A 21,986-nucleotide genomic window follows, 5' to 3' on the forward strand; every position below is an offset into this window, starting at 1 on the left:
GCCTTGAGCAAAACGACCCCACGCGGACGTAGCACGATCTCCGAAAGTTCTTCGGGCAGCGACCACACGCAGCGCCTGATCGAGGCGACGCGCCGGCTCGCCAGTGAAGCCGCCCGCCTCTACGGCCCGCGCACCGACATCGCCGAACGCCATTACTGGCTGGAAACGATGGTCAACCATATTCCGGATTACATCTACGCCAAGGATCTGCAAGGCCGGTTTCTCATCGCCAACGAGGCGACCGTGCGGGACAACGGCTTTTCCGAGATGCACCAGATCGTCGGGCTGACCGATTTCGATCTGCATGACGAAGAGGTCGCTGCCCGGATCACCGAGGGCGAACGGCAGGTCATTGCGAGCGGCGAGCCGATCATCGGCATGGAGGAGCGCGCGGCCGTCGAGAAGGGTTGCGAGCGCTGGCTGATGACGTCGAAGGTGCCGCTGCGCGACAAGCTCGGCCGGACGATCGGCACCGTCGGCGTCTCTCGCGATATCACCGACCGCAAGCGTGCCGAACAGCTGATGATCGGGCAGACGCGCGTGCTGGAGATGATCGCCAAGGACACGCCGCTGCCGGATCTCTTCCACGAGCTGATCCTGATGATCGAGGCGCATGTGCCGGGCGTGCAGGGCGCCGTATACATGCTGACCGAGGACGGGCAGCGGCTCCTGAAGGGCGTGGCGCCCGGTCTCGATCCCACCTATGCGGCCGCGCTCGAAGGCTTTCCGATCGGACCGAACAACGGCTCCTGCGGCACGGCCGCCTTTCGCGGCGAGTCCGTCTTCGTCGGGGATATCCTGAACGACCCGCTATGGGCGCCCTATGTCGATTTCGTGAGGCCTTTCGGGTATCGCGCCTGCTGGGCGGCGCCGCTTCTGTCGTTCCATGGCAAGGTGCTCGGCACCTTCGCGCTCTATTCGAAGACGGTCGGCCTGCCGGCAGATCCGGTCCGCGACCTCATCGCCATGGCCGCGCGTCTGGCCGGGATCGCCATCGAGCGTCGCGAGGCGGCCGAACGCATCCACTTCATGGCGCATCACGATGCTTTGACCGGATTGCCGAACCGCATCATGCTCGACGGGCACATGGAAAAGGCCATGACGGATGCGCGGGAGAAGGGCGAGTGGGTGGCGCTTGCCTTCCTCGATCTCGACAATTTCAAGCTCGTCAATGACAGCCTCGGCCACAATGCCGGCGACGAACTGCTGCGCAACGTCGCGCAGCGCATGAGCCTGTGCGTGCGCAAGGGCGACATGATCATCCGCGTCGGCGGCGACGAGTTCATCATTCTCCTCACGGGCCTCCAGGCCGACCGGGAGGTCGTGCTGGCGCGCTTCGAAGGCATCCGCAGCGCGATCGCCCGTCCGATGACGTTGGCCGGGCAGACCTTGCAGGTCACCTGCAGCATGGGCGTCGTGTGCTATCCGGAGCAGGGGGAAAGCACCGGTGAGCTGCTCGCCAATGCGGATGCTGCCATGTACCGGGCCAAAGCGCTCGGGCGCAACAACCTCAAGCTCTTCTCGTCCGAGATGGCGGATGCCGCGCATGCGAAGCTGCTGCGCGTCGAGGCCCTGCGGAAGGCGCTGGAACAGAACGAATTCGTGCTTCACTACCAGCCGCAGCTCAATCTCGCATCAGGCCGCATCTTTGCGGCCGAAGCGCTGCTGCGCTGGAACCATCCGCAACAGGGTCTGATCTCTCCGTGTGAATTCGTGCCGCTCGCGGAAGAGACGGGGCTGATCGTGGAAATCGGCGAATGGGTGCTGGATGCCGCCTGTCGCCAGAACCGGGCATGGCAGGATGCCGGCCTGCCGAGCCTGATCGTCAGCGTCAACGTGTCGGCGCGCCAGTTCGCGGAGAAGGCCTGGGTCTCCCGCGTCGCCCGGACGCTGACAGAGACCGGCCTCGACCCGCAGTTTCTGGAGCTCGAGCTGACCGAAAGCCTGATCATGCAGGACGTGCCGCAGGCGATCGCCACCATGCACGAGCTGGAGGCACTCGGCGTGCGGCTCGCCATCGACGATTTCGGCACCGGCTATTCCAGCCTCAGCGCGCTCAAGCGCTTTCCCGTCCGCCGCCTGAAGATCGATCGCTCCTTCGTCAAGGACATCCCGGATGACGAGGACGACATGGCGATCACGGCGGCGATCATCTCGCTGGCGCAGAAGCTCAAGCTCGATGTGATCGCCGAGGGCGTCGAGACGCAGGAACAGCTCGATTTCCTGCGCGATGCCGGCTGTAACGAGATCCAGGGCTACTGGGTCAGCCGTCCGCTGCCGCCGGCCGCGTTCGTGATGCAGCTCGACAGGGGCAGGGTTCTCGACGCGGTGTGTGCCTGATCCGGCGATCGACCTGATGCCGGTTGCTCTGCCATACTCCCGTCGCGCGGCAAGCCTCGCGCCAGCACGTCTCTGCCATAAAGGGTGACAACCGCCGGCAGCGGATGGATGCAAAGTTGCAACGGTCGTCAAAAACCCGGTGGAGCCTGCTTTTCCTCCGTTTGCCGCGCACTAGCTTGGCTGTTGTGCTCGTTGAAGCCGAATGCGCGGGCCCGTCCTCCCAACGGACTGGCGCGATTGGCGAAACGGATCATGATTGTCGCGTCAACCGGAAGTCCGCCCCTTATGAGCCCGCTCAAGCGTCCGACGTCCCCTCTGTCTCGCCGTCAGTTTCTGAACCTGACCGGCGTGGCCGCTGCAACGGCTGCGCTGTCGGCCTGCAACAGCACGTCCAACACCCCCAGCTTCAACTCCGAAACCCGGCCCTATTTCCGCAACCCGGAATTCGACAACCGCTTTGCGCCGGCCAACGGCAGCTATCCGCCCTTCGGTCAGCCGCAGAACGCCGCCTACATGACTGGCCTGCCGCCGCGCTCGGCCTATGCCGCCAGCATTTACGGCCCGGTCGTCGATGGTGGTTATGCCATTCCCGCCGTGCCCTTTCAGGAAATCGACCCGCGCTTCTACCGCCAGGAAGTCGCCGATCCCTTCGGCGAAGCGCCGGGCACGATCATCGTGGATACGCAGGACCGGTTTCTCTATCTGACCGAGCCGGGCGGACGCGCGATGCGCTACGGCGTCGGCATCGGCCGCGAAGGCTTTGCCTGGTCCGGCCGGGGCGTCATCCAGTGGAAGCAGAAATGGCCGCGCTGGAAGCCGCCGAACGAGATGGTCGCGCGCCAGCCGCATCTCGCCGCCTATTCCATCGAGAACGGTGGTATGGAACCTGGCCTGTCGAACCCGCTTGGCGCGCGCGCCATGTACATCTTCAAGGACGGTCAGGATACGCTCTACCGCCTGCACGGCTCGCCGGAATGGCAGTCGATCGGCAAGGCGGTCTCCTCCGGCTGCGTCCGCCTGATCAATCAGGACGTCATCGATCTCTACGATCGTGTGCGGACGAAGTCGCCGATCCTCGTCGTCTGACATTCGACGGATGTCTTGCGAAAAGCATGGCCGGCGGTTTCCGCCGGCTTTTTGCTGTGCGTCGGTGCCAGATTTCAGTGCCGGCCTGTCTCGATGATCTCGGCCAGCGCTTTCAGATTGTCCGATGTCAGCGGCTTTTCGAAATAACGCTTCACGAAATCATACTGCAGCGCCTTGCGCCGGTCGGCTCCGAGGTGCGAGCTGGTGAGCATGACGACCAGCGGGACGGGATCGCTGAATTGGCGGGCGAAATCGCGGGCGTAGCTTTCGAGAAATTCGAAGCCGTTCATGACCGGCATGTTGATGTCGAGAATGATCGCGTCCGGCCGCTCCCGGCGCAGCATATCCAGGCCCTCGCGGCCGTTCAGCGCCTGCACGACCTTGATGTCGGGGTCGAAGCGCTGGATGGTATAGCCGCAGATGAAGAGATCCGTCTCATCGTCGTCGATGATCAGGAGTGAGCCGATGGTCATGCGTCGTTCCTCTGGGGCAAGCGTATGACGAAGCGGCTGCCCTTGTCGAGCCGAACGTAAGCCACGGTGCCGCCGAGATGCTCGACGGTCGTCTTGACGATGTAGAGACCGAGGCCGCTGCCGTCGGACCGGGACGGGTGGAAGCGCTTGAACATCTGGAACAGGCCGTTCTCGTCACCCTGTCCGAGGCCGAGGCCATTGTCGGACACGCGGAGTTCCAGCCATCCGTTGCCGGTGAGCGCGGCATCCACGATCACACGGCGCTCCTCCTCGTCGGGATCGGCATATTTGATGGCGTTCGAGATGAGATTGTCGAGGATCATCCGGAGACGGGCCGGCTTGGTCTGGATGACGAGCGTTTCGGGAATGTCGACCGCTAAGGAGACCTGCCGTCCCGGGTCGATGAAGCGCAGTCGCTCGATGGTCTCCTGCACCGTGGAGGCCAGCGGTACGGAGGTCGTCGCCTCGTCCAGCAGGCGGCTGCGTTTCAGCTGGATGATGTTCTCGATCAGCCCGTCGAGCTTCTGCAGCCCGCGTTCGAGCCGTCCGATGACAGGGACGAGCTGCGTCGTGGGTGCTTGCAGGCCGATCATGTCGCGCATGATGGCGGTGAGGCCGATGGAGGACGCGATGGGCGCGCGCAGGTCGTGGGAGGTGCGCCATGCGAACTCTTCGAGTTCCGCATTGACGTCCAGGATCTCCTGCTCGTGCTGCTTTCGCTGGGAGATATCGCGGATGATGCCGCTGTAGAGCACGGTGTGGTCGAGTTCGATCCGGGCGACGGAGAGGTCGAGGGGAAAGCGGATGCCGCTGCGGCGGGTGCCCTCGACCTCCCGCGTGGCACAGGCGATGTCCGCGGTGTGATCGTCGTTTCCCGCTGTCGGTATAAGGTCCGGAATAAGCGTGCGGACGTCGCGTCCGAGCATGTCCTCGCTGCGATAGCCGAAGATCGTTTCCATGGCGCGGTTTGTCGAGAGAATCGTGCCGCGGGCATCGATGGTGACGATCCCGTCCGCCGCGGTGTCGATGATCGCACTCATGCGCTCCTGGCTTTCGCGCAGCTGCAGGGCGATGACGCGAGAGCGCTGGGCGCTGCGAAAGGCGTAGACGATGAGGCCGGCATAGACGATGCCGGAGACCACGAGCAGGCCGGCGAGGATCGCCTGCGATGCCGGCTTTCCGTCCGGATCGATGCTGACCGTCGGGCTGCTGCCCTCGAAGGCGTTCTGCAGGTCGAGCAGCGTGAGAGCCAGGAGCAGGAGATAGCTTGCGGCACCGAGCATGGCGGCAATGGTCGAGGCGTTGTAGTCGAGTTCTTCCACGCGCAGGAAGATCAGGGGGAGGGCGAGAGCTGCGAAACAAAGGGCGGTGTGCGGCGACATATGGCCGTAGCGCGGCCAGTCGCTTTCGGTGATGAGTTGCAGGCCGTAACCGATCAGCGTGGCAGCGGCCGCCATGAACACGACGGCGGCGAGAACGACGCGCAGGAGCGTCGGTCTGCCTGTCACGGCGCTGACGAGGACGCAGACCCCGATCAGGAGGAAAGAGAGCGCTGTGCCGCTCGCCAGATGCCCGGGATGGGGCGACGTCTGGCGGAAGGGGTCGATCAGCAGCGTGTCGAGCGGGTGCCCGGCATGAAAGAGCGGCTCCAGCAGGAAGGCGAGGCCGATGAGCATGACGGCGATCGAGAGGCCGGTCGCGATCCGCCCCGCACCGGAAAGGAGAGCGGTCACGGCAAGGCCGGTCAGAACAAAGTTGATGGCGGTGTTGAACTGCATGCGGAAGAGAATGGGCAGCGTGTCGGCGACGTGCCCGGACTTCAGGAGCCAGAGACTGCCGATGCCGGTGCCGACGAGGACGCAGAACCAGGCCGCCGCCATGCCAGCCTTGTGCCAGCTCATGCGGGCCGGTGGCTGCCGATCCGGCGTCGAACGAGATCGGTTTCCGTCGTGCGGCTGCGCACCCGCACTTTGTCGGGTCTTCTGTTCTTCCTTCGCTGGCGCGCGAACCATTCCCTTGGGGCACCCTCCGCTCCGTCCCTCCTGAGCGAGGAGATCACGGCATGCAGGTGGCGTCAACGGATCATCACGCAACGGGCTGCGCGCGGCAGGCTTTGTCAGCCGGCGTCGATTGTCTCTTCCGGCTCGGAAAGCTCCGGTTGGGAAAGTCTCTGGGTCAGCGCTTCCAGCACGCGCCGCAACGCGCGTGCCTCATCGGTGCTGCAGCCAATCGCGCTGCCGATGGCTGTTTGCACATGGCCGGCCTCCGCCTGCAGGGCCTTGCCCTTTTCGGTCAGGGCGATGTTGACCTGCCGCTCGTCCTTGCGGTCGCGTGTGCGGCTGACGAGGCCGGCGGTATCCAGGCGCTTGAGAAGAGGGGAGAGCGTGCCGGAATCGAGCCCCAACTGTTCTCCGATCTGCTTCACCGTCATCATCTTGTGCTCCCACAATGCGAGAAGGACGAGATATTGCGGATAGGTGAGGCCGAAGCGGTCGAGCAACGGCTTGTAGGTCCGGTTGAACGCGTGGGAAAGCGAATAGACCGCGAAGCAAAGCTGGTCGTCCACCGGCAGGGGGACGGCAAAGGGCGCCGTTTGCACCACATCTTCGTTCGCCATCGCCTTCATCTTTTCCATGTCCGGCACCCTACACGGTTTGGCCAGAAATGCAATTTGCGAAATTCAGTTGCGTACAATTGAATTTCGCGATATGAAGGTGGGGAAGACAGCAGATCTTCTTCATGAAACGCGTCGAAAGCGACCACAGGAGACCCCAATGGCTATTCTCTACACCACCAAAGCTTCTGCCACCGGCGGCCGCGCAGGTCGCGCCGTGTCCGAGAACGGCGTGCTCGACGTCGTTCTGACCGTTCCGAAGGAACTCGGCGGCGATGGCGCCACGGGCACGAACCCCGAGCAGCTTTTCGCAGCCGGCTATTCCGCCTGCTTCCTCGGTGCTTTGAAGAATGTAGCGGGCAAGGAAAAGATCAAGGTTCCAGAAGAAACCAAGGTCACCGCGACGGTCGGCATCGGCCCGCGCGATGACGGTACCGGCTTCGGCATCGAAGTCTCGCTCCTCGTCGACATCCCCGGCCTCGACCGCGAAACCGCGGAAAAGCTGGTGGCTGCCGCTCACATCGTCTGCCCCTACAGCCACGCCATGCGCACCTCGACGGAAGTGCCGGTCAAGGTCGCCTGATAGGGCCATCCAGCATTATCGTCTGACATTTCAGAGGGTGGAGACGGCGCGTCCGTCTCCACCCTTTTTTATGCTTCGGATCCCGCTTTCCCGCCATGCGTGCGCATTTGATCGTGACCGCGAAGGATGGCATGATGTGCGCGAAAGACGACCATTGCGGGGAGGCAGGATGTCGGAAGAACACGGAAAATTCATCTGGACGGAACTGATGACGACCGACCGGGCGGCGGCTGGGGCGTTCTACAGCGCCGTGGTCGGCTGGACCACGGTCGAGATGGCAGCCTTTGATTACACCGTCTTCGAGACCGCACGGCCCGAAGGCGATGGCCGGGTCGGCATTGCCGGTATGATGTCCATCCCGCCGGAGTTGCTGGCGGAGAAGGTGCCGCCGAACTGGACGGCCTATGTCTCCGTGTCCGATTGCGATGCCACGGTGGCGAAGGTCGAGGCTCTGGGTGGTACGGTCCGCCGGCCGCCGGAGGATATTCCGGAGATCGGCCGCTTCGCCGTCATCGCTGATCCGCATGGGGCCGTACTCTGTATCATGACGCCGCTGCCGATGGACGTGTCGCCGCGCGCCGTTCCCTCCACGACACCGGGACAGTTCGGCTGGTACGAGCTCAATGCCGACGATTGCGAGGCGGCGTTTGCCTTTTATGCGGACGTCTTCGGCTGGACGGTCGATCACGACATGGATATGGGCGACCTCGGCATCTATCGGATCTTCGCCCATGACGGACAGGCGGTCGGCGGCATGATGACGCGCCTGCCGCAGATGTCGAAGGCGCACTGGGCCACCTACATCACGGTCGACAGGCTCGACGACGCCATCTCCCGCCTCGTGGCAGGCGGCGGCAGCGTCATCAACGGTCCGACGGAGGTTCCGGGCCCGGCCTATATCGTCAACGCCCGCGATCCGCAGGGCGCGTTCTTCTCGCTCGTGGCGTCGGAGCGTTAGGCAGCGCCCGTCGCTTGCCATGCCCTTGAGCAAGGATGAAAACATGCCTGCAATGGGCGCCCTCTGGCGGGCTGAGATTGACGCCGTCGAGTTTCACGTCGATGGCGGATATCGCTTCGTGGTGCATCGGAATGTTTTCCGGACCTTGAGGGGATCTGCAGCTGCGCCTGAGGTTTGCGTCGCGTTCGTCGAGGCCAATGCGGAGGCGTTTGTCGTTGCGGCACGCGCGCGCCTCGCGGAGGCCGCTTCGGCCTCGACACGGGCGTTTCACCTCAACAGCCGGCAGGTGCGACGCGCGATGACCATCGCGTCGCAACAGGGTGTGGATATCACAGAACCTGTGCCGCGCTGATGGAGGAGACGAACTGACGGGTGCGCTGGTGTTGCGGCGTGTCGAACACGGTTCGTGCCGGGCCTGCCTCGACGATATCGCCGGCCTGCAGGAAGATGACCTGATCGGCGAGTTTGGAGGCCAGACGCAGGTCATGCGTTGCCATGACCATGGTGGTGCCTTCGCGCGCCAGCGTGCCGAGCACGTCCACCACTTCGGCTGCAAGCTCCGGATCGAGCGCCGAGGTCGGCTCGTCGCAGAGGAGAACGCGGGGTGAGGGCGCCAAGGCCCGGGCGATGGCCACGCGCTGCTGCTGCCCGCCCGAAAGCGTGGCCGGCCAGGCCGAAGCCTTCTCCGCCATGCCAACCTTGGTCAGCAGTTCCATTGCGCGGGTTCGGGCCTTTTCGGCCGGCCATTTCAGCACGGTCGTCAGGCTTTCCATCACGTTCTCGATGGCCGTGCGATGCGGGAAGAGCTGGAAGTTCTGGAACACCATGCCGGTCTGCTGGCGGATCTTCTGGATGTCGTTCCAACCCGGCTTTTTGCCCTTCGCGAACACCGTCTCCTCGCTGCCGATGCGGATGGTGCCGGCGCTCGGGATCTCGAGCAGGTTGATGCAGCGCAACAGCGTGCTCTTGCCGCCGCCGGACGGGCCGATCAGCGCGGTGACGCTGCCTTCGGGAATGGTGAGGTTGATGTCCTTGAGGATCACGGCATCGCCGAAGCGCTTTTCGATGTGGCGAAGCTCGATCATCGGTTGGCCTCCATCATGCCGCCATAGCGCGCGAAGCGTCGCTCCAGCCGTACCTGCACCGAGGAGAGGACGGAACTGAGCGCGAGGTAGATCAACGCCGCCTCGATATAGAGGATCAGGGGCTCATAGGTCGTGGCGACGATCCGCTGGGCCGACTGGAAAAGCTCGGGAACGGTAATGGCGGCCGCGAGCGACGTGTCCTTCACCAGCGAGATGAAGGTGTTCGACAGAGGCGGCACCGCGACGCGCGCTGCCTGCGGCAGGATGGTACGCCGCATGGCCTGGCTCCAGGTCATGCCGATCGAATAGGCTGCCTCCCACTGTCCCTTGGGCACGGAGGAAATGACGGCGCGGATGATTTCGGAACTGTAGGCGCCGACATTCAGGGTGAAGCCGATCAGTGCTGCGGAAAAGGCATCGAGCAGGATGCCGACGCTCGGCAGGCCGTAGAAGATAACGAAGAGCTGAACGAGAAGCGGCGTACCCCGGATAACCCAGACGTAGAACCGGGCGATCAGGGCCAGCGGCATCGGCCCGAACAGGCGTGTCACCGCGGTGATCAGGCCGAGGATCGCACCAAGAAAGAAGGAGAGAAGCGTTAGGGGGACCGTGAACTTCGCTCCTGCCCATAACAGGGCCGGAAGCGAGTCGATCATGAGTTGCAGCCAGTGCGGCACGGTATCTCCTCAGCTTGCGCGATGCAGAAACAGAGCATTTGCCGTGAAACTCTGTTCACCGCAAATGCTCTGTCTCATCGTTACGACCGCATCATCCGGCAACGGAGCCAAGATGCCCCGCCTGGAAATGCTACTGCATTCAGCGCGATACGTCCTGGCCGAAATATTTGTCCGAGATCGTCTTGTAGGTGCCGTCGGCCTTGATGTCCGCCAAGGCCTTGTTGATCGCGGCCAGGAGTTCCGGCTCGCCCTTGCGGATGATGATACCGGAATAATCGGCGTTCTCCTGCTCGGCGGCGATCTTCACCGGTGCATCGGGCTTCTGCTTCTTGAAGTCGAGGAAGGACAGGCTGTCGTTCACCGTCGCATCGGCCCGGCGCGTCAGCACCAGCTGGATCGACTGATCGAAGCCATCGGTGCCGACCAGTTCGGCGCCGGCGCTCTGGGCAATCTTGCCGAAATTGCTGCTCAACGACTGCGCCGAGGTCTTGCCCTTGAGATCGGCGAAGCCCTTGATGTCGTCATTGTCCTGCCGGACGATCAGCACGGCCTTGGACGCGATGTAGGGCTCGGAAAAATCATACTTCTGCTTGCGGGCCTCGGTAATGCCGACCTGATTGATGACCGCATCGTAGCGGCCTGCGTCGATGCCGGCGATCAGTCCGTCCCACTTGCCCTCGATGAACTCCGCCTTGACGCCCAGCTTGGCGGCAACGGCTTCGCCGATCTCGACGTCGAAGCCGACCAGCTTGCCGCTGGCATCATGGAAGGTGAAGGGCGCATAGGTGCCCTCGGTGCCGATCTTCAGCACGCCGGCCGTGGTAATGGCCGACAGGTTCTCGCCGGCCAGTGCCGGTGCGATGGCGGCGGCGTGGAGGATGGCGGCAGTGGCGATGGTCTTGAGCCAGTTCATGGTCTTCTCGTCCTTCTGAGGCGGGGTCTGTTCTGTCGGCATATCGGCCGGTAGGAACTGTCATCGCAGGAAATAGGCGCCAGGGATTGAAAGAAAACTGCAAATGAAAGCGGCAAATGCGAAAATCTTGCTCTTGTCCACAGTGCAATTTTCGTCAGCAGGTAGCGAAGTTTCGCCATGCCTCTATGTTAGGCAAAGCTTCCTTTACGTTTATGTCCGATCCTGACGAGCCACCGGACCAGAGCGGCCGGGACGGCACTTCGGAGAAGCACATGCGCAGTTTGTCTCAATCACTCGGGTTTGATGCGAAGTCCGTCCTTCAGGCCATCAGTCAGTCGCAAGCGATCATCGAGTTCGACCTGACGGGCAGAATCCTCGACGCGAACGAGAATTTCTGCAAGGCGCTCGGCTATGGCCTCTCCGAAATCGTCGGCCGTCATCACAGCATGTTCGTGTCGCCGCAGGAAGCCGCATCCGCGGATTACAAGGCTTTCTGGGCAGGGCTTGCAGGCGGCGCGTTTCAGCGCCAGCAGTACAAGCGCTTCGGCAAGGGCGGCCGCGAGGTCTGGATCGAGGCGTCCTACAATCCGGTCATGCGCAACGGTAAGCCTTACAAGGTGGTGAAGTTCGCGACCGATATCACCGCGAGCAAGATGCAGAGTGCGGAGGATGGGGGCAAGCTTCTGGCCTTGTCGCGGGCACAGGCCATCATCGAGTTTACGCCGCAGGGCGAGATCATCCGGGCGAACGACAATTTTCTGGCTGCCCTCGGCTATGATCACGCCGAGATCGCCGGACGGCATCACTCCATGTTCTGCGACCCTTCCTACACAGCATCGCCCGACTACCAGACCTTCTGGGAGAACCTGCGCCAGGGCAAGTTCGTGACCGACCAGTTCATGCGCATCGGCAAGGGCGGCAAGCGGGTCTTCATCCAGGCCTCCTACAACCCGATCTTCGACGATGCCGGCCGCGTCTTCAAGGTGGTGAAGTTCGCGATCGACGTGACCGATCGGATGCACGCCGTCGAGGAACTGGGCGCCGCGCTCGAGCGCCTGTCCCAGTGCAATATCCGCATGTCGCTCGACGAGCCCTTCGTCGGCGAGTTCGAGAGGCTTCGCCTCGATTTCAACACGTCGATTGCTGAGTTCCAGAAGACGCTGACGAACGTGCTCAGCCAGACCAGTGCGCTGAACGACAGCAGCCAGGAAATGCGCCAGGCGGCCGAGCAGCTGGCCGAGCGGTCGCAGCAGCAGGCGGCGGCGCTCGAGGAGACCTCGGCGGCGCTGGACGAGGTGACGGCGACCGTCAACTCCTCGACCGAGAACACCCAGGAGACGCGCACGCTCGTGCAGAACGCGCGCCTATCGACCGGCGCTTCCGCCGCGGTCGTGGAGGAGACGGTGACGGCCATGCACCGGATCGAGCAGGCCTCGCGCGAGATCAGCCAGATCATCGGCGTGATCGACGAGATCGCCTTCCAGACCAATCTTCTGGCCCTCAATGCCGGCGTCGAAGCGGCACGGGCGGGGGAGGCCGGCAAGGGCTTCGCTGTCGTGGCGCAGGAGGTTCGCGAGCTTGCCCAGCGTTCGGCCAAGGCTGCAAAAGAGATCAAGGTGCTGATCACCAATTCCGGCAAGGAAGTGATGGAGGGTGTGCGCCTCGTCGGCAAGACGGGGGCGGCTCTGCAGGAGATCGACGTTTTCGTGCGCCGGATCGACCAGAACGTGGATGCGATCGCCACCGCGGCGAAGGAACAGTCGATCGGCCTGCGCGAGATCAACAAGGCGGTCAACGATCTCGACCGGATGACGCAGGAAAACGCCGCCATGAGCGAGCGGACGACGGATATCAGCCGGGCGCTGGCGGAAGGCGCGGATTCGCTGGCGGCGCTGGTCAGCCTGTTCAAGCTCAACCGGCGCACCGCCCCGCGCGGGCCGGACGCATTGGATCAGCCGCGCCATGCGCGCGTCGTGGCCACACCCGGGCGAAGGAGTTTTGCCGCCTGAGGCCCTGACGTCGGCGCATGTCGTTCTCCCGAACCGCTGCAGGGTTTCGGACGACATGCTTCGGCGCAATGCCGCCTCTGGGCGGGAAAGGACATATCATGCAGGAAGACCGGCGCAGGACGGTGCTGTCACAGCGCCTCATTCCAGACAACGAGATCGATCGTCTCGCTGCCGTCCGCTCCATCGGGATCCGTGCCATCGAAACCATGCCCGAGCTGAAGGATCTCGCCTTTCTTGCCCGCGACGTGTTCGAGTGTGCCTTTGCCGCGGTCAATATCGTGGATCAGGACTGGCTGCGCATCGCCGCGCAGTCCGGCATCCAGGTCGAAAAATGCTCGCGCGACGAATCCATCTGCCAGTACGTCGTCCATGAGGGCAATGTCGTCGTCGTTCCCGATCTGACGCTGGAGCCGGATATGGCGACCTTGCCCTACGTGGCAGGCGAGCCGCACCTGCGTTCCTATGCCGGTGCGCCGATCGAGCTGGAGCCGGGGCTGACGGTCGGTTCGTTCTGTATCATGCATACGGATCCGCGCGATCTCGGCACGCGCCAGCGTCGTCAGCTCAGCGAGTTCGCCCGGATCGCCAGCGCGCTTTTCCGACTGCAGCGGTCCAATCTCCTCATGGTGAAGGGCGAAAAGGCGCTGCGGCTGGCGGCGATGACGGACCCGATGACCGGCTTCTACAATCGGCAGGCTCTGCCGGAACTCGTGGATAGCGAAATGCGCGAGACGCTTGCCGCGGGTCGTCCGTTCGGCGCCGCCTATCTCGACATGGACGGCTTCAAGGGTATCAACGACCGGCACGGGCACCAGACGGGAGACGAGGTGTTGCGGCAGGCGGCCGTGCGCATTCGTTCCGTCATCCGTTCCGGCGATATCCCGCTGCGCATGGGCGGAGACGAATTTGCGATCTTCTTCCCCGATTGCGGCTGCGAAAATTCCCTGACGACCATCGCCGCCCGTCTGGTCGATGCCTTTCGGGCGCCGTTCTCCATTGGCGGCATCGAGGTGATGGCGCATCTGAGCGTCGGCGCGGCTGCCGCACCGGAGGGCGGCACCAGCCGGGAAAAGCTGCTGGAGACTGTCGACAGGGCGCTATACGAGGCCAAGGCGAACGGGCGGGATCGGTATGTCGTGCGGGTGGACGGCGCTGTTCTCTAGGTCCTGTCCGTCAATGGCCGACGGAAGACGAGGAGGCTCGCGCTCAGCGTCTGCACGACAGCGCCATTCTGGTTCAGCGTCCGGCTGCGCATGACCACGATGCCGCGGTCGGGCTTTGATCTTGACGGGTTGATTTCGGCGATCTCGCCTTCCGCATGCAGCCGGTCCCCCGGACGGGTCGGTAGCGGCCAGGTGAGTTCGCAACGCGTGCCGATCAGCCCGCCGTCGAAGGGCAGGCTGTCCACAATCAGGCGCATGGTCAGGGCTGCGGTATGCCAGCCACTGGCGGCCAGCCCGCCAAACAGCGTGGACCGCGCGGCTTCGTCATCGAGATGGAACGGCTGCGGATCGAACTGGCTGGCAAAACTGCGGATCTCGTCGGCGGTGATGTCCACGGTGCCGCTCTTGAACGGCATGCCGACGACGAGGTCGTCCAGAAACAGGCGCGTCTTCTGCTGGTCCATATCCACCCTCCCAAGGCTCGGCGTCCGCATATGAGCGATCGCTGTGGGAAAGGCTACCAGCGCCGGGCGGCAAGGGCAATCCTCGACGCCCGGCGCGTGTTTCAAAGCATTGCGTCTATGGCCGACCCCGCATCAGGGGATCAGGCGCTCGCTCCGCAGCTCGTCGAAGAGGCCGGTGAAGGCATCGTCGGTCGGTTGATAGACGGTGAAGCCCATGCGTCGGCTCTTCGACATGTCGGTGACGACCTCGATCGGCCGGCCGAGATCGGCATCCGTGTGCCAGGGCGAAATCAGCCGGTCGATGTCGGGCTCCACGAGGTTTTCCCGCTCGGCGATCTCACGCCAGATCGCGGCGTCATCCGCCATCTGCTCTTCCAGCGGGCGGACCGTGCCGTCGAAGGGCGCGGCCTCGATGCCGAAATAGGCGGCGATGCGCTGCCACATCCAGTTCCACCGGAAGATGTCGCCATTGACGACGTTGAAGGCCTCGTTTGCCGCTTCCGGCGTCGTGGAGGCCCAGAGCATATGGTGGGCAAGCACGTTGGCGCTCGTCATGTCGGTCAGGCCGTTCCACTGGGTTTCCACGCCCGGGAACCGGAACGGGCGGCCGGTCTCGCGGCAGATCGCGGCGTAGACGGCCAGTGTCGTTCCCATGTTCATCGCATTGCCGACGGCCTTGCCGATGATGGTGTGGGGGCGGTGGACGCTCCAGTTGAAGCCGTCTCGGCTGGCGGCCGAGAAGACCTCGTCTTCCTGCGCGTAGTAGAAGTTCTCGATGTCGAGGCGGTCCTGCTCCTCGCGAAACGGCGTCTGCGGCAGCGTGCCCTTTCCGTAGGCCTCGAACGGACCGAGATAGTGCTTCAGCCCGGTGACGAGCGCGACGTGGCGCACGCTGGCGGCGGGGCGCAGGGCATCGAGCAGGTTGCGCACCATGGCGCCGTTGACGCGGATGTTCTCCGCCTCCGTCGGCTGACGCAGCCAGCTTGCGATGAAGACATGGGTCGGCGCGACATCCGCCAGCGCCGTGCCGAGCGAGGCGGGATCGAGAAGATCGGCGACCAGCGGCGTCACGTTCTCCTGCCGGCCCGGCTTGCGCGCCAGCCCCGTGACGTCCCACCCGGCCTCTGCCAGCACACTCGCGGTGGCATTGCCGACCACGCCGCTGGCGCCTACGATCAAAGCCTTGTTTTGCATTTGCATTCTCCTTGCGTTCATGGCGGAAATAGGCATCCCTTTCTTTCTGTCCACCCGCTCTATCTTGTGGGTCAGTGCCGTGGGCGGCGGCATGGGCTCATCGCGGGAACATTCCCCGCAGGGCTTGGTTACCTGTCGTCCCGGACGTCGGCCGTGGCGCCGGGCGTCCTGTCCGTCAAACGCGTTTCTTCCTCAACCGTCGAGTTCCGGTGTTTTCATGACAGTCAAAATTGCGATCATCGGGTCTGGCCCGACCGGCATCTACACGCTGCACGGCCTCGTCGCCTCGCCGCGTCCGCTCGACATCACCGTGTTCGAAAGCGAAGCCGATCCGGGGAAGGGGACGCCCTATCATCCCGATATCAACGACCAGGCCATGCTTGCCAATATTGCCAGCATCGAGCTGCCGCCGATCTACGAAACGCTCGTTACATGGCTGCGCCGCCAGCCGGATGCGGAGCTTGAGCGGATGAACGTCACGCGCAGCGCGATTGCCGAGCGTGCCTTCTACCCGCGCATCGTGCTGGGCGAGTTCTTTCAGGACCAGTTTCGCCAATGCGTCACCCAGGGCCGGAAGGCGGGGCATGTGATCGAGATCAAGGCGCTGCACCGGGTCGATGATATCGACCTCCATGCGAGCGACATAGCCGTGAAGGCCACAGGGCCGGACGGGGAGAAACATTACGCGTTCGACCATGTCGTCATGGCGACCGGCCACGACTGGCCGGAGACGACGGAAACGCGTCCGGGCTATTTCATGTCGCCCTGGCCGGCGCCGGTGCTAAAGACCATTCCGCCGGGCCGTGTCGGTATTCTCGGCACATCGCTCAGCGCCATCGATGCGCTGATCTCGGTCGCGACGGCACATGGCGCCTTCTATCTCGATGCGGCGGGATCACTCGAATATTTCCCGTCGCCCGGCAGCGAAGCCTTCACCGCGGCGCTGATGTCGCGCAAGGGCGTGTTGCCGGAGGCCGACTTCTATTGTCCCTATCCCTATCTGCCTCTCTCCATCTGCACGCCTCAGGCGGTGGATGCGCTGGTGGCCAGCGGCCGCGGCGATCTGCTCGATCCGATCTTCGATCTGTTTCGCGCTGAACTGCTCGCCGCCGATCCCGCCTATGCCGGGCGGATCGGGTTGGGGATGCTGACGGTGGAGACACTGGCGCCGGCCTATTTTGCGGATCGCGAGGCGGCGGATGCCTTCGTCTGGGCGGCCGCAAACCTTGCGGAGGCTGAGAAAAACGAGCTGGAACAGCGCACCATTGGTTGGCGCTACGCCATCCTGCGGATGCACGAGGTCATCGCGCGGGCGGTGCCGTATTTCAACGAGGACGATCTGGAGCGTTTCCACAAGCACTTCAAGACCGTATTCATCGACGACTACGCAACGGTGCCGCACCAGTCGATCCGGCGTCTGCTCGCTCTCCGGCGCGCGGGCAAGCTGGAGGTTCTGCGTCTTGGCCGGGATTCCGATATCGACAATGAGAGCGTTGAGCGTGGGGCCGTCGTGACCTTCGACGGGCAGAAGGAGGTCTTCGACTCCTTCATCGACGCGACCGGGCAGCATACGTTGTCGGCACGCGACATCCCGTTTCCGAGCCTCGTCAGCCGCGGTTTCGTACGCAAGGCGAAGACACCCGTCTCATCCGTGCTGATCGACATGCCGGACGAGCCGGCAACGGTCCGCACCGGTGGCGTGGATCTCGACGATGCCTTCCGGCCGAAGTTCGAGGCGCCGGTCACGCGCCGTCTCTATTGCGTGTCGATCGCGTTCCTGCTGCACAAGCTGCCCTTCATCCAGGGCATCACCAGCGCCCACGAACTCGGCGGCGTCGTCTCCTCCGCGATCCTGCGCGATATTGGCGGCGAGCGATCTGACGGAATTATCGGCTTCGACGTGAACGCCGCCTGATCGGCAGTGGTCAGGTCTCGATCCAGACCTCGTCGCCCAGGGAAATGCGACCCGGGGCGGCGATGTCGGCGTAGATGCCGAGGTTGCGCCGGTTGCCGCGCAGGATGCTGCGCAGCACATCCGGCTGCTCCGGCACGCCCGGTTGCGAAATCATTGTCATCCCGCAACGCTTCGTGCCTTCGGTCGCGGTGATCTCCAGCGAGCCGATGACGATCCTGCGGCCGATCCAGTCGTTTTCGACGAAACCCGGTGCCGCCTCCGTTTCCACCAGAATATCCGGGCGGAACCGTCGCGAATCGAGCATCAGCGCCGGGTCGCTTGCACCGATGGCATTCATTGATGCCGTCGTGAGCAGGTGGAGCGGGCTTGCGGCATAACGCGGCGCGATCACAGGCCAGCTTTGTCCCGTTCCGCGCGTTTCGCCGAGGCCGACGGGAAAGCCGAAATGGGTGGAGAGGCGTTCTTCCACATCCGGCGCATCGACCGGCAGCCATGTTCCGTCGGGAAAGCCGATTTCCGCCATACCATCCGCCCGTAGCCGTGCAACGAGATGCAGCGCCTTGCGCCAGCGCTCGGCCGATTCCGGTGATGCCGGCGCGCGTGTTTCCGGATCGAACAAAAGGAAGGCCCGGTTGCCGGCAATACCGCTTTCGGCGGCTCCGGCTTGCGCGATGTCGAGGTGATCGACCTTCTCCCCGCCGAGCGAGCTGACGGGGTAGCGCCAGAGTTCGGCAATACGTCCAACGGATTTCAAGGAAGTCGTCTCCCGGCAGGGGTGGGGTGGCGCAGGGCAAGAGAGGCCTGCCGGTGGAAATACCACCATGGAATGCGCCTGTCTTCCGGAGGTTCCCTTCGACATGGTCTCGCCGGGCAAATCGGCGCCGGTCTTCACGTTGCGGCTTGCGCGTTGCACAAACTTGCGGCGTGTGCATAAACTTTAGACGAAACTATCATTTTGTTTTCATTCAGCTTTTCTTGTTATCGTCAGGTCTTCGCGACACGTTTCAGGGTCTCTCGATGGTAAGCGCTTTACGAGCATCCGCACGCCTGCCTGTGCAGACGGATGATTTCCGCATGTTGTTCCAGACCCATCCGTCGCCGATGTGGATCTACGACCCGCTGACCTATCGCTTCCTCATCGTCAACGATGCCGCCGTCGCGCTTTATGGCTACAGCCGCCGAGCCTACGAGCGGATGACCGTTCTCGACATCCGGCCCCCGTCGGAGCGCAGGCGGATGATCGAGGCCGTGACGCTGCGCAGCGATGTGGACCGGGCCGAGCGGTGGACGCATCTGAAGGCCGACGGGACGGCGCTCGATGTTCTCACTTATGGGCGTGAACTTCAGTTCGAGGGGCGGCAGGCTATACTCGCGATCGTTCAGGACCGGACGGAGGTGAACGCCGCCCGCCAGCAGGTCAGCGAAACTCAGACCCTGCTCGACAGCATTATCGAGAACCTGCCGGTAGCGGTTTTCGTCAAAGACATGGACGATGACGGCCGGTATGTGCTGTTCAACGCCGCCTGCGGCGGCATCTTCGGTACGACGCCGGAGGAAATCGCCGGTGGTACGGACCGGACCATGTTTCCTGCACGGCAGATGGAGTTGTTTCGCGAGCAGGACCAGCGGGCGCTCGAAATGGATGGGACGTTCAGTTTCGAGGAAACGATCGAGGATCTTTCCGGCACGCGGCGCATCCTGCGCACGGCCAAACGGGTGTTGCCGGCCCGCAATGGCGAGCGGCTGCGGTATATTCTCGGTATTTCCCAGGACGTGACGGAAGAGCGGGAATCGGAGGCGCGGTTTGCCTTCATGGCCATGCACGATGCGCTGACGGGCCTCGCGAACCGGGCCTATTTCAGCGATCACATCCGGCGTGCGGCGCTTCTGGCGACCGAGAAGGCGCCGGTGGCGCTGCTCTATCTGGACATCGACCACTTCAAGACCATCAACGATAGCAAAGGACATGCGGCGGGCGATGCGCTGCTCTGCCAGGTCGGTGACCGGCTCCTCTCTATCGTGCGGCAGGGCGACCTCGTGGCCCGGCTCGGCGGCGACGAGTTTGCCATCGTGCTGCAGCTTCAGGACGGACGCTCGGCGGAGGAGGTGGCCGACCGGCTGCTGGCCGCCCTGCGTGTCCCGTTCGATCTCGACGGCATTGCCGAGCACGTAACCTGCAGCATCGGCATCGCGCGCGCTCCGGAGCATTCGACGGATGATGACGGGCTGATGCGGGATGCGGATCTTGCGCTCTACGCCGCGAAGGAAGGCGGCCGCTCGACCTTCCGGATCTATCGTCCCGAAATGCGCCTGGAAGCCGAGCGCCGCCACGAGATGAAGCTGGCGCTGCACCATGCGCTCGAGGAGGGGCAGTTCGAGCTCTATTACCAGCCGATCTACCGGATCGACGGCCCTGACCTTGCGGGTTTCGAGGCGCTGATCCGCTGGAACCACCCGGAGCAGGGGTTGGTGGCCCCGCTGGACTTCATTCCCGTGGCCGAGGAAACCGGGCTTATTGTGCCGATCGGCGAGTGGGCGCTGAACGAGGCCTGCCGGACGGCGGCCCGGTGGCCTGCCCACCTGCGAATTGCCGTCAATCTCTCGGTCTCCCAGTTTCGCGATGCGGGCCTTCTGGATACGGTGCGCCGGGCGATCGAGAGCAACGGACTTGCGCCCGAACGGCTGGAGATCGAGATCACGGAATCCGTGTTTCTCACCGATGTCGGCCAGAGCCTGCCGCTTTTGCGGGCGATGAAGGCGCTGGGCCTGCGGATCGCCATCGATGATTTCGGCACCGGCTATTCATCGCTGTCCTATCTGCGCTCCTTCGCGTTCGACAAGATCAAGCTCGACCAAAGCTTCGTCTCCGGCATCGAGACGGATGCGGGCAGTCTTGCCATCATCCGCGCGGTGGTGGGCATTGGCTCGGGCTTCAACGCCACGACGCTCGCCGAGGGCGTTGAGACCGAGGAGCAGTTGCAGGCGCTCCGCCGGGAAGGTTTCGCCGAGGTGCAGGGCTACCTTCTCGGCCGGCCTCGTCCGGTCGGTGATACCGAGGCGATGATCGCGGCGTTGACGGATCCTCAGAGCGCGCCGTTCCGGTTGAGGGCGACCACGTAGAGGCTTGTCGTTGCCGTGATGAACAGGCGGTGCCGGGCGCGGCCACCGAAGCAGAGATTGGAGGCACGCTCCGGCAGCAGGATGCGCCCCATCAGATGGCCATCCGGCGCGATGCAGTGAACGCCGTCTCCGGCGGACGACCAGACATTGCCCTCGCTATCCAGCCGGATACCGTCGGCCGCACCGGGCGAAATGACGTGGAAGACATCGCCGCCCGAAAGCCGGCCATCGTCTGCGACATCGAACGCGCGGATATGGCGGGGATCGTCGCTGTCCGGCAGGCCCGTATCGGCCACGTAGAGCCGGCGCTCGTCCGGGCTGAAGGCGAGGCCGTTCGGCGAGCCGAAATCGGTGAGCATCGCGCGAATGCTGCCCGAAGGATCGACACGGTAGACGTTGCAGGGCAGTTCCTGTTCGCCGCGGTGTCCTTCATAGTCGCTGAAGATGCCGTAGATCGGGTCGGTGAACCAGATGGCGTCGTCGGAGGCGACGATGACGTCGTTCGGGGAGTTCAGGCGTTTGCCCTCGAAGCTGTCGGCGATGACGGTGATGGTGCCGTCATATTCCGTCCGCGTTACCCGGCGCGTTCCGTGCTCGCAGGTGACGAGGCGGCCTTGGCGGTCGCGGGTCTGGCCGTTGGAGAAGTTCGATGGCGCGCGAAAGGTGGAGAGACCGCCATCCGGCGACCAACGCAGGATGCGATCATTGGGGATGTCGGAAAACAAAAGGCAGTTGAGGTCGCCGAACCAGACGGGGCCCTCGACCCAGTCGAAGCCGGTGGCCAGTTGCTTTACCGGCGCATTGCCAAGGACATAGGTCGAAAACACGGGATCGACGGCTTCGAAAAACGACATGGTGCTCTAACTCCTCTGGCACGTGGGCGCGCTCGTTCTCTCGTCCCCGGCCGCGTCTCCCTATGTGGAGCGAAGAGGAGATTTGTCATGGCGAGCACGGAGCTTTCCCGACTGTATCGCGACTATATCGATTGTCTCAACCAGCAGGACTGGGATGCGCTGCCGAATTTCGTCAGCGAGGATGTCAGCCACAACGGCCGCCGGATCGGCGTCTCCGGCTATCGTGCCATGCTGGAGAAGGATTTCCGCGAGATCCCGGATCTCGCCTTCCGGATCGTCCTTGTCGTCGCAGACGCGCCCGTCATCGCCAGCCGGCTCTCGTTCGCTTGCACGCCTATCGGCGAATTCCTCGGGCTGCCCGTCAATGGGCGGAAGGTGCAGTTCACCGAGAACGTGTTCTATACCTATCGTCAGGGCAAGATACGGGACGTCTGGTCGGTGATCGACAAGGCGGCGATCGAGGCGCAGCTTGAGCCGAAGCGGATGGAGGCCGAAGCTGCGCCTTAACCTTCTCTATCTCACCGGGTGTCGTGCTCTG

20 protein-coding genes are annotated in these 21,986 nt (G+C 63.7%); 10 read left to right on the top strand and 10 right to left on the bottom strand.

Features of this window, described 5'->3' with window-relative positions; genetic code table 11:
* Positions 1 to 3 precede the first annotated feature (3 nt).
* Positions 4 to 2,340, top strand: coding sequence for a putative bifunctional diguanylate cyclase/phosphodiesterase (locus G8E10_RS22130; RefSeq protein ID WP_167130708.1), 2,337 nt, complete (start codon positions 4 to 6; stop codon positions 2,338 to 2,340).
* Between the two features lie 285 nt (positions 2,341 to 2,625).
* On the top strand, positions 2,626 to 3,426 hold the full coding sequence (locus G8E10_RS22135; protein ID WP_167130709.1) for a L,D-transpeptidase: 801 nt from the start codon (positions 2,626 to 2,628) through the stop codon (positions 3,424 to 3,426).
* Positions 3,427 to 3,500: 74 nt separating this feature from the next.
* Here the strand turns inward: G8E10_RS22135 and G8E10_RS22140 are convergent, their stop codons facing one another.
* The 3 genes from G8E10_RS22140 to G8E10_RS22150 all read right to left on the bottom strand — a co-directional run bounded on the left by G8E10_RS22140 (position 3,501) and on the right by G8E10_RS22150 (position 6,525).
* The gene (locus tag G8E10_RS22140; RefSeq protein ID WP_110801886.1) at positions 3,501 to 3,899 is read right to left on the bottom strand and encodes a response regulator; all 399 of its coding nucleotides are present in this window, start codon (positions 3,897 to 3,899) and stop codon (positions 3,501 to 3,503) included.
* A complete protein-coding gene (locus G8E10_RS22145) occupies positions 3,896 to 5,800 on the bottom strand; it encodes a sensor histidine kinase (RefSeq protein WP_167130710.1) in 1,905 nt (634 codons plus the stop codon). Before G8E10_RS22145 ends, G8E10_RS22140 begins: the two co-directional genes overlap by 4 nt.
* Before the next feature lie 215 nt (positions 5,801 to 6,015).
* Complete coding sequence (locus tag G8E10_RS22150) at positions 6,016 to 6,525, bottom strand: MarR family winged helix-turn-helix transcriptional regulator (RefSeq protein ID WP_425530866.1); 510 nt, start codon at positions 6,523 to 6,525, stop codon at positions 6,016 to 6,018.
* A gap of 148 nt (positions 6,526 to 6,673) precedes the next feature.
* Here G8E10_RS22150 and G8E10_RS22155 point away from each other — a divergent pair, with 148 nt between their 5' ends.
* The 3 genes from G8E10_RS22155 to G8E10_RS22165 all read left to right on the top strand — a co-directional run bounded on the left by G8E10_RS22155 (position 6,674) and on the right by G8E10_RS22165 (position 8,406).
* Complete coding sequence (locus G8E10_RS22155) at positions 6,674 to 7,096, top strand: organic hydroperoxide resistance protein (RefSeq protein ID WP_110730476.1); 423 nt, start codon at positions 6,674 to 6,676, stop codon at positions 7,094 to 7,096.
* A 169-nt stretch (positions 7,097 to 7,265) separates the two neighbouring features.
* Positions 7,266 to 8,054 (top strand): VOC family protein, encoded by a 789-nt coding sequence (locus G8E10_RS22160; RefSeq protein ID WP_167130711.1) that lies wholly within the window; start codon positions 7,266 to 7,268, stop codon positions 8,052 to 8,054.
* 43 nt (positions 8,055 to 8,097) lie between these two features.
* A complete protein-coding gene (locus tag G8E10_RS22165; RefSeq protein WP_167130712.1) occupies positions 8,098 to 8,406 on the top strand; it encodes a hypothetical protein in 309 nt (102 codons plus the stop codon).
* Here G8E10_RS22165 and G8E10_RS22170 read toward each other — a convergent pair.
* The 3 genes from G8E10_RS22170 to G8E10_RS22180 form a co-directional block, all read right to left on the bottom strand.
* Positions 8,384 to 9,139: an amino acid ABC transporter ATP-binding protein gene (locus G8E10_RS22170; protein ID WP_110801882.1), complete on the bottom strand. Its 756-nt coding sequence runs from the start codon at positions 9,137 to 9,139 to the stop codon at positions 8,384 to 8,386. The genes G8E10_RS22165 and G8E10_RS22170 overlap by 23 nt on opposite strands.
* Positions 9,136 to 9,816 carry an amino acid ABC transporter permease gene (locus G8E10_RS22175; RefSeq protein ID WP_110801881.1) on the bottom strand — a complete coding sequence of 227 codons (681 nt, stop codon included), beginning with the start codon at positions 9,814 to 9,816 and terminating at the stop codon, positions 9,136 to 9,138. Before G8E10_RS22175 ends, G8E10_RS22170 begins: the two co-directional genes overlap by 4 nt.
* A 139-nt stretch (positions 9,817 to 9,955) precedes the next feature.
* Positions 9,956 to 10,729 (bottom strand): amino acid ABC transporter substrate-binding protein, encoded by a 774-nt coding sequence (locus G8E10_RS22180; protein WP_167130713.1) that lies wholly within the window; start codon positions 10,727 to 10,729, stop codon positions 9,956 to 9,958.
* Positions 10,730 to 11,001: 272 nt separating this feature from the next.
* Here G8E10_RS22180 and G8E10_RS22185 point away from each other — a divergent pair, with 272 nt between their 5' ends.
* On the top strand, positions 11,002 to 12,738 hold the full coding sequence (locus tag G8E10_RS22185; protein ID WP_167130714.1) for a methyl-accepting chemotaxis protein: 1,737 nt from the start codon (positions 11,002 to 11,004) through the stop codon (positions 12,736 to 12,738).
* A gap of 98 nt (positions 12,739 to 12,836) precedes the next feature.
* Positions 12,837 to 13,901, top strand: coding sequence for a GGDEF domain-containing protein (locus tag G8E10_RS22190; protein ID WP_425530865.1), 1,065 nt, complete (start codon positions 12,837 to 12,839; stop codon positions 13,899 to 13,901).
* Here the strand turns inward: G8E10_RS22190 and G8E10_RS22195 are convergent.
* Together G8E10_RS22195 and G8E10_RS22200 are read right to left on the bottom strand one after the other, a co-directional pair.
* Positions 13,898 to 14,365 carry a MaoC family dehydratase gene (locus tag G8E10_RS22195; RefSeq protein WP_167130715.1) on the bottom strand — a complete coding sequence of 156 codons (468 nt, stop codon included), beginning with the start codon at positions 14,363 to 14,365 and terminating at the stop codon, positions 13,898 to 13,900. The genes G8E10_RS22190 and G8E10_RS22195 overlap by 4 nt on opposite strands.
* Positions 14,366 to 14,497: 132 nt before the next feature.
* Complete coding sequence (locus G8E10_RS22200) at positions 14,498 to 15,559, bottom strand: SDR family oxidoreductase (protein WP_167130716.1); 1,062 nt, start codon at positions 15,557 to 15,559, stop codon at positions 14,498 to 14,500.
* Between the two features lie 217 nt (positions 15,560 to 15,776).
* On the opposite strand from G8E10_RS22200, the gene G8E10_RS22205 reads away from it, so the two are divergent.
* Entirely contained in the window at positions 15,777 to 17,474 is a 1,698-nt protein-coding gene (locus G8E10_RS22205; protein ID WP_167130717.1) for an FAD/NAD(P)-binding protein, read from the top strand.
* 10 nt (positions 17,475 to 17,484) lie between these two features.
* Here G8E10_RS22205 and G8E10_RS22210 read toward each other — a convergent pair whose 3' ends face one another.
* The gene (locus tag G8E10_RS22210; RefSeq protein ID WP_281517741.1) at positions 17,485 to 18,228 is read right to left on the bottom strand and encodes an MOSC domain-containing protein; all 744 of its coding nucleotides are present in this window, start codon (positions 18,226 to 18,228) and stop codon (positions 17,485 to 17,487) included.
* A 263-nt stretch (positions 18,229 to 18,491) separates the two neighbouring features.
* On the opposite strand from G8E10_RS22210, the gene G8E10_RS22215 reads away from it, so the two are divergent.
* Positions 18,492 to 20,594: a putative bifunctional diguanylate cyclase/phosphodiesterase gene (locus G8E10_RS22215; RefSeq protein WP_167130719.1), complete on the top strand. Its 2,103-nt coding sequence runs from the start codon at positions 18,492 to 18,494 to the stop codon at positions 20,592 to 20,594.
* Here the strand turns inward: G8E10_RS22215 and G8E10_RS22220 are convergent.
* Positions 20,558 to 21,448 (bottom strand): SMP-30/gluconolactonase/LRE family protein, encoded by an 891-nt coding sequence (locus G8E10_RS22220; RefSeq protein WP_167130720.1) that lies wholly within the window; start codon positions 21,446 to 21,448, stop codon positions 20,558 to 20,560. The two genes, G8E10_RS22215 and G8E10_RS22220, sit on opposite strands and share 37 nt — an antisense overlap.
* Positions 21,449 to 21,535: 87 nt before the next feature.
* Between G8E10_RS22220 and G8E10_RS22225 the strand changes: the two genes are divergently transcribed.
* Positions 21,536 to 21,955, top strand: coding sequence for an ester cyclase (locus G8E10_RS22225; RefSeq protein WP_167130721.1), 420 nt, complete (start codon positions 21,536 to 21,538; stop codon positions 21,953 to 21,955).
* The last annotated feature ends 31 nt before the right edge of the window (positions 21,956 to 21,986 follow it).

It is taken from the genome of Ferranicluibacter rubi, from assembly GCF_011603255.1.
Lineage (GTDB): Bacteria > Pseudomonadota > Alphaproteobacteria > Rhizobiales > Rhizobiaceae > Ferranicluibacter > Ferranicluibacter rubi.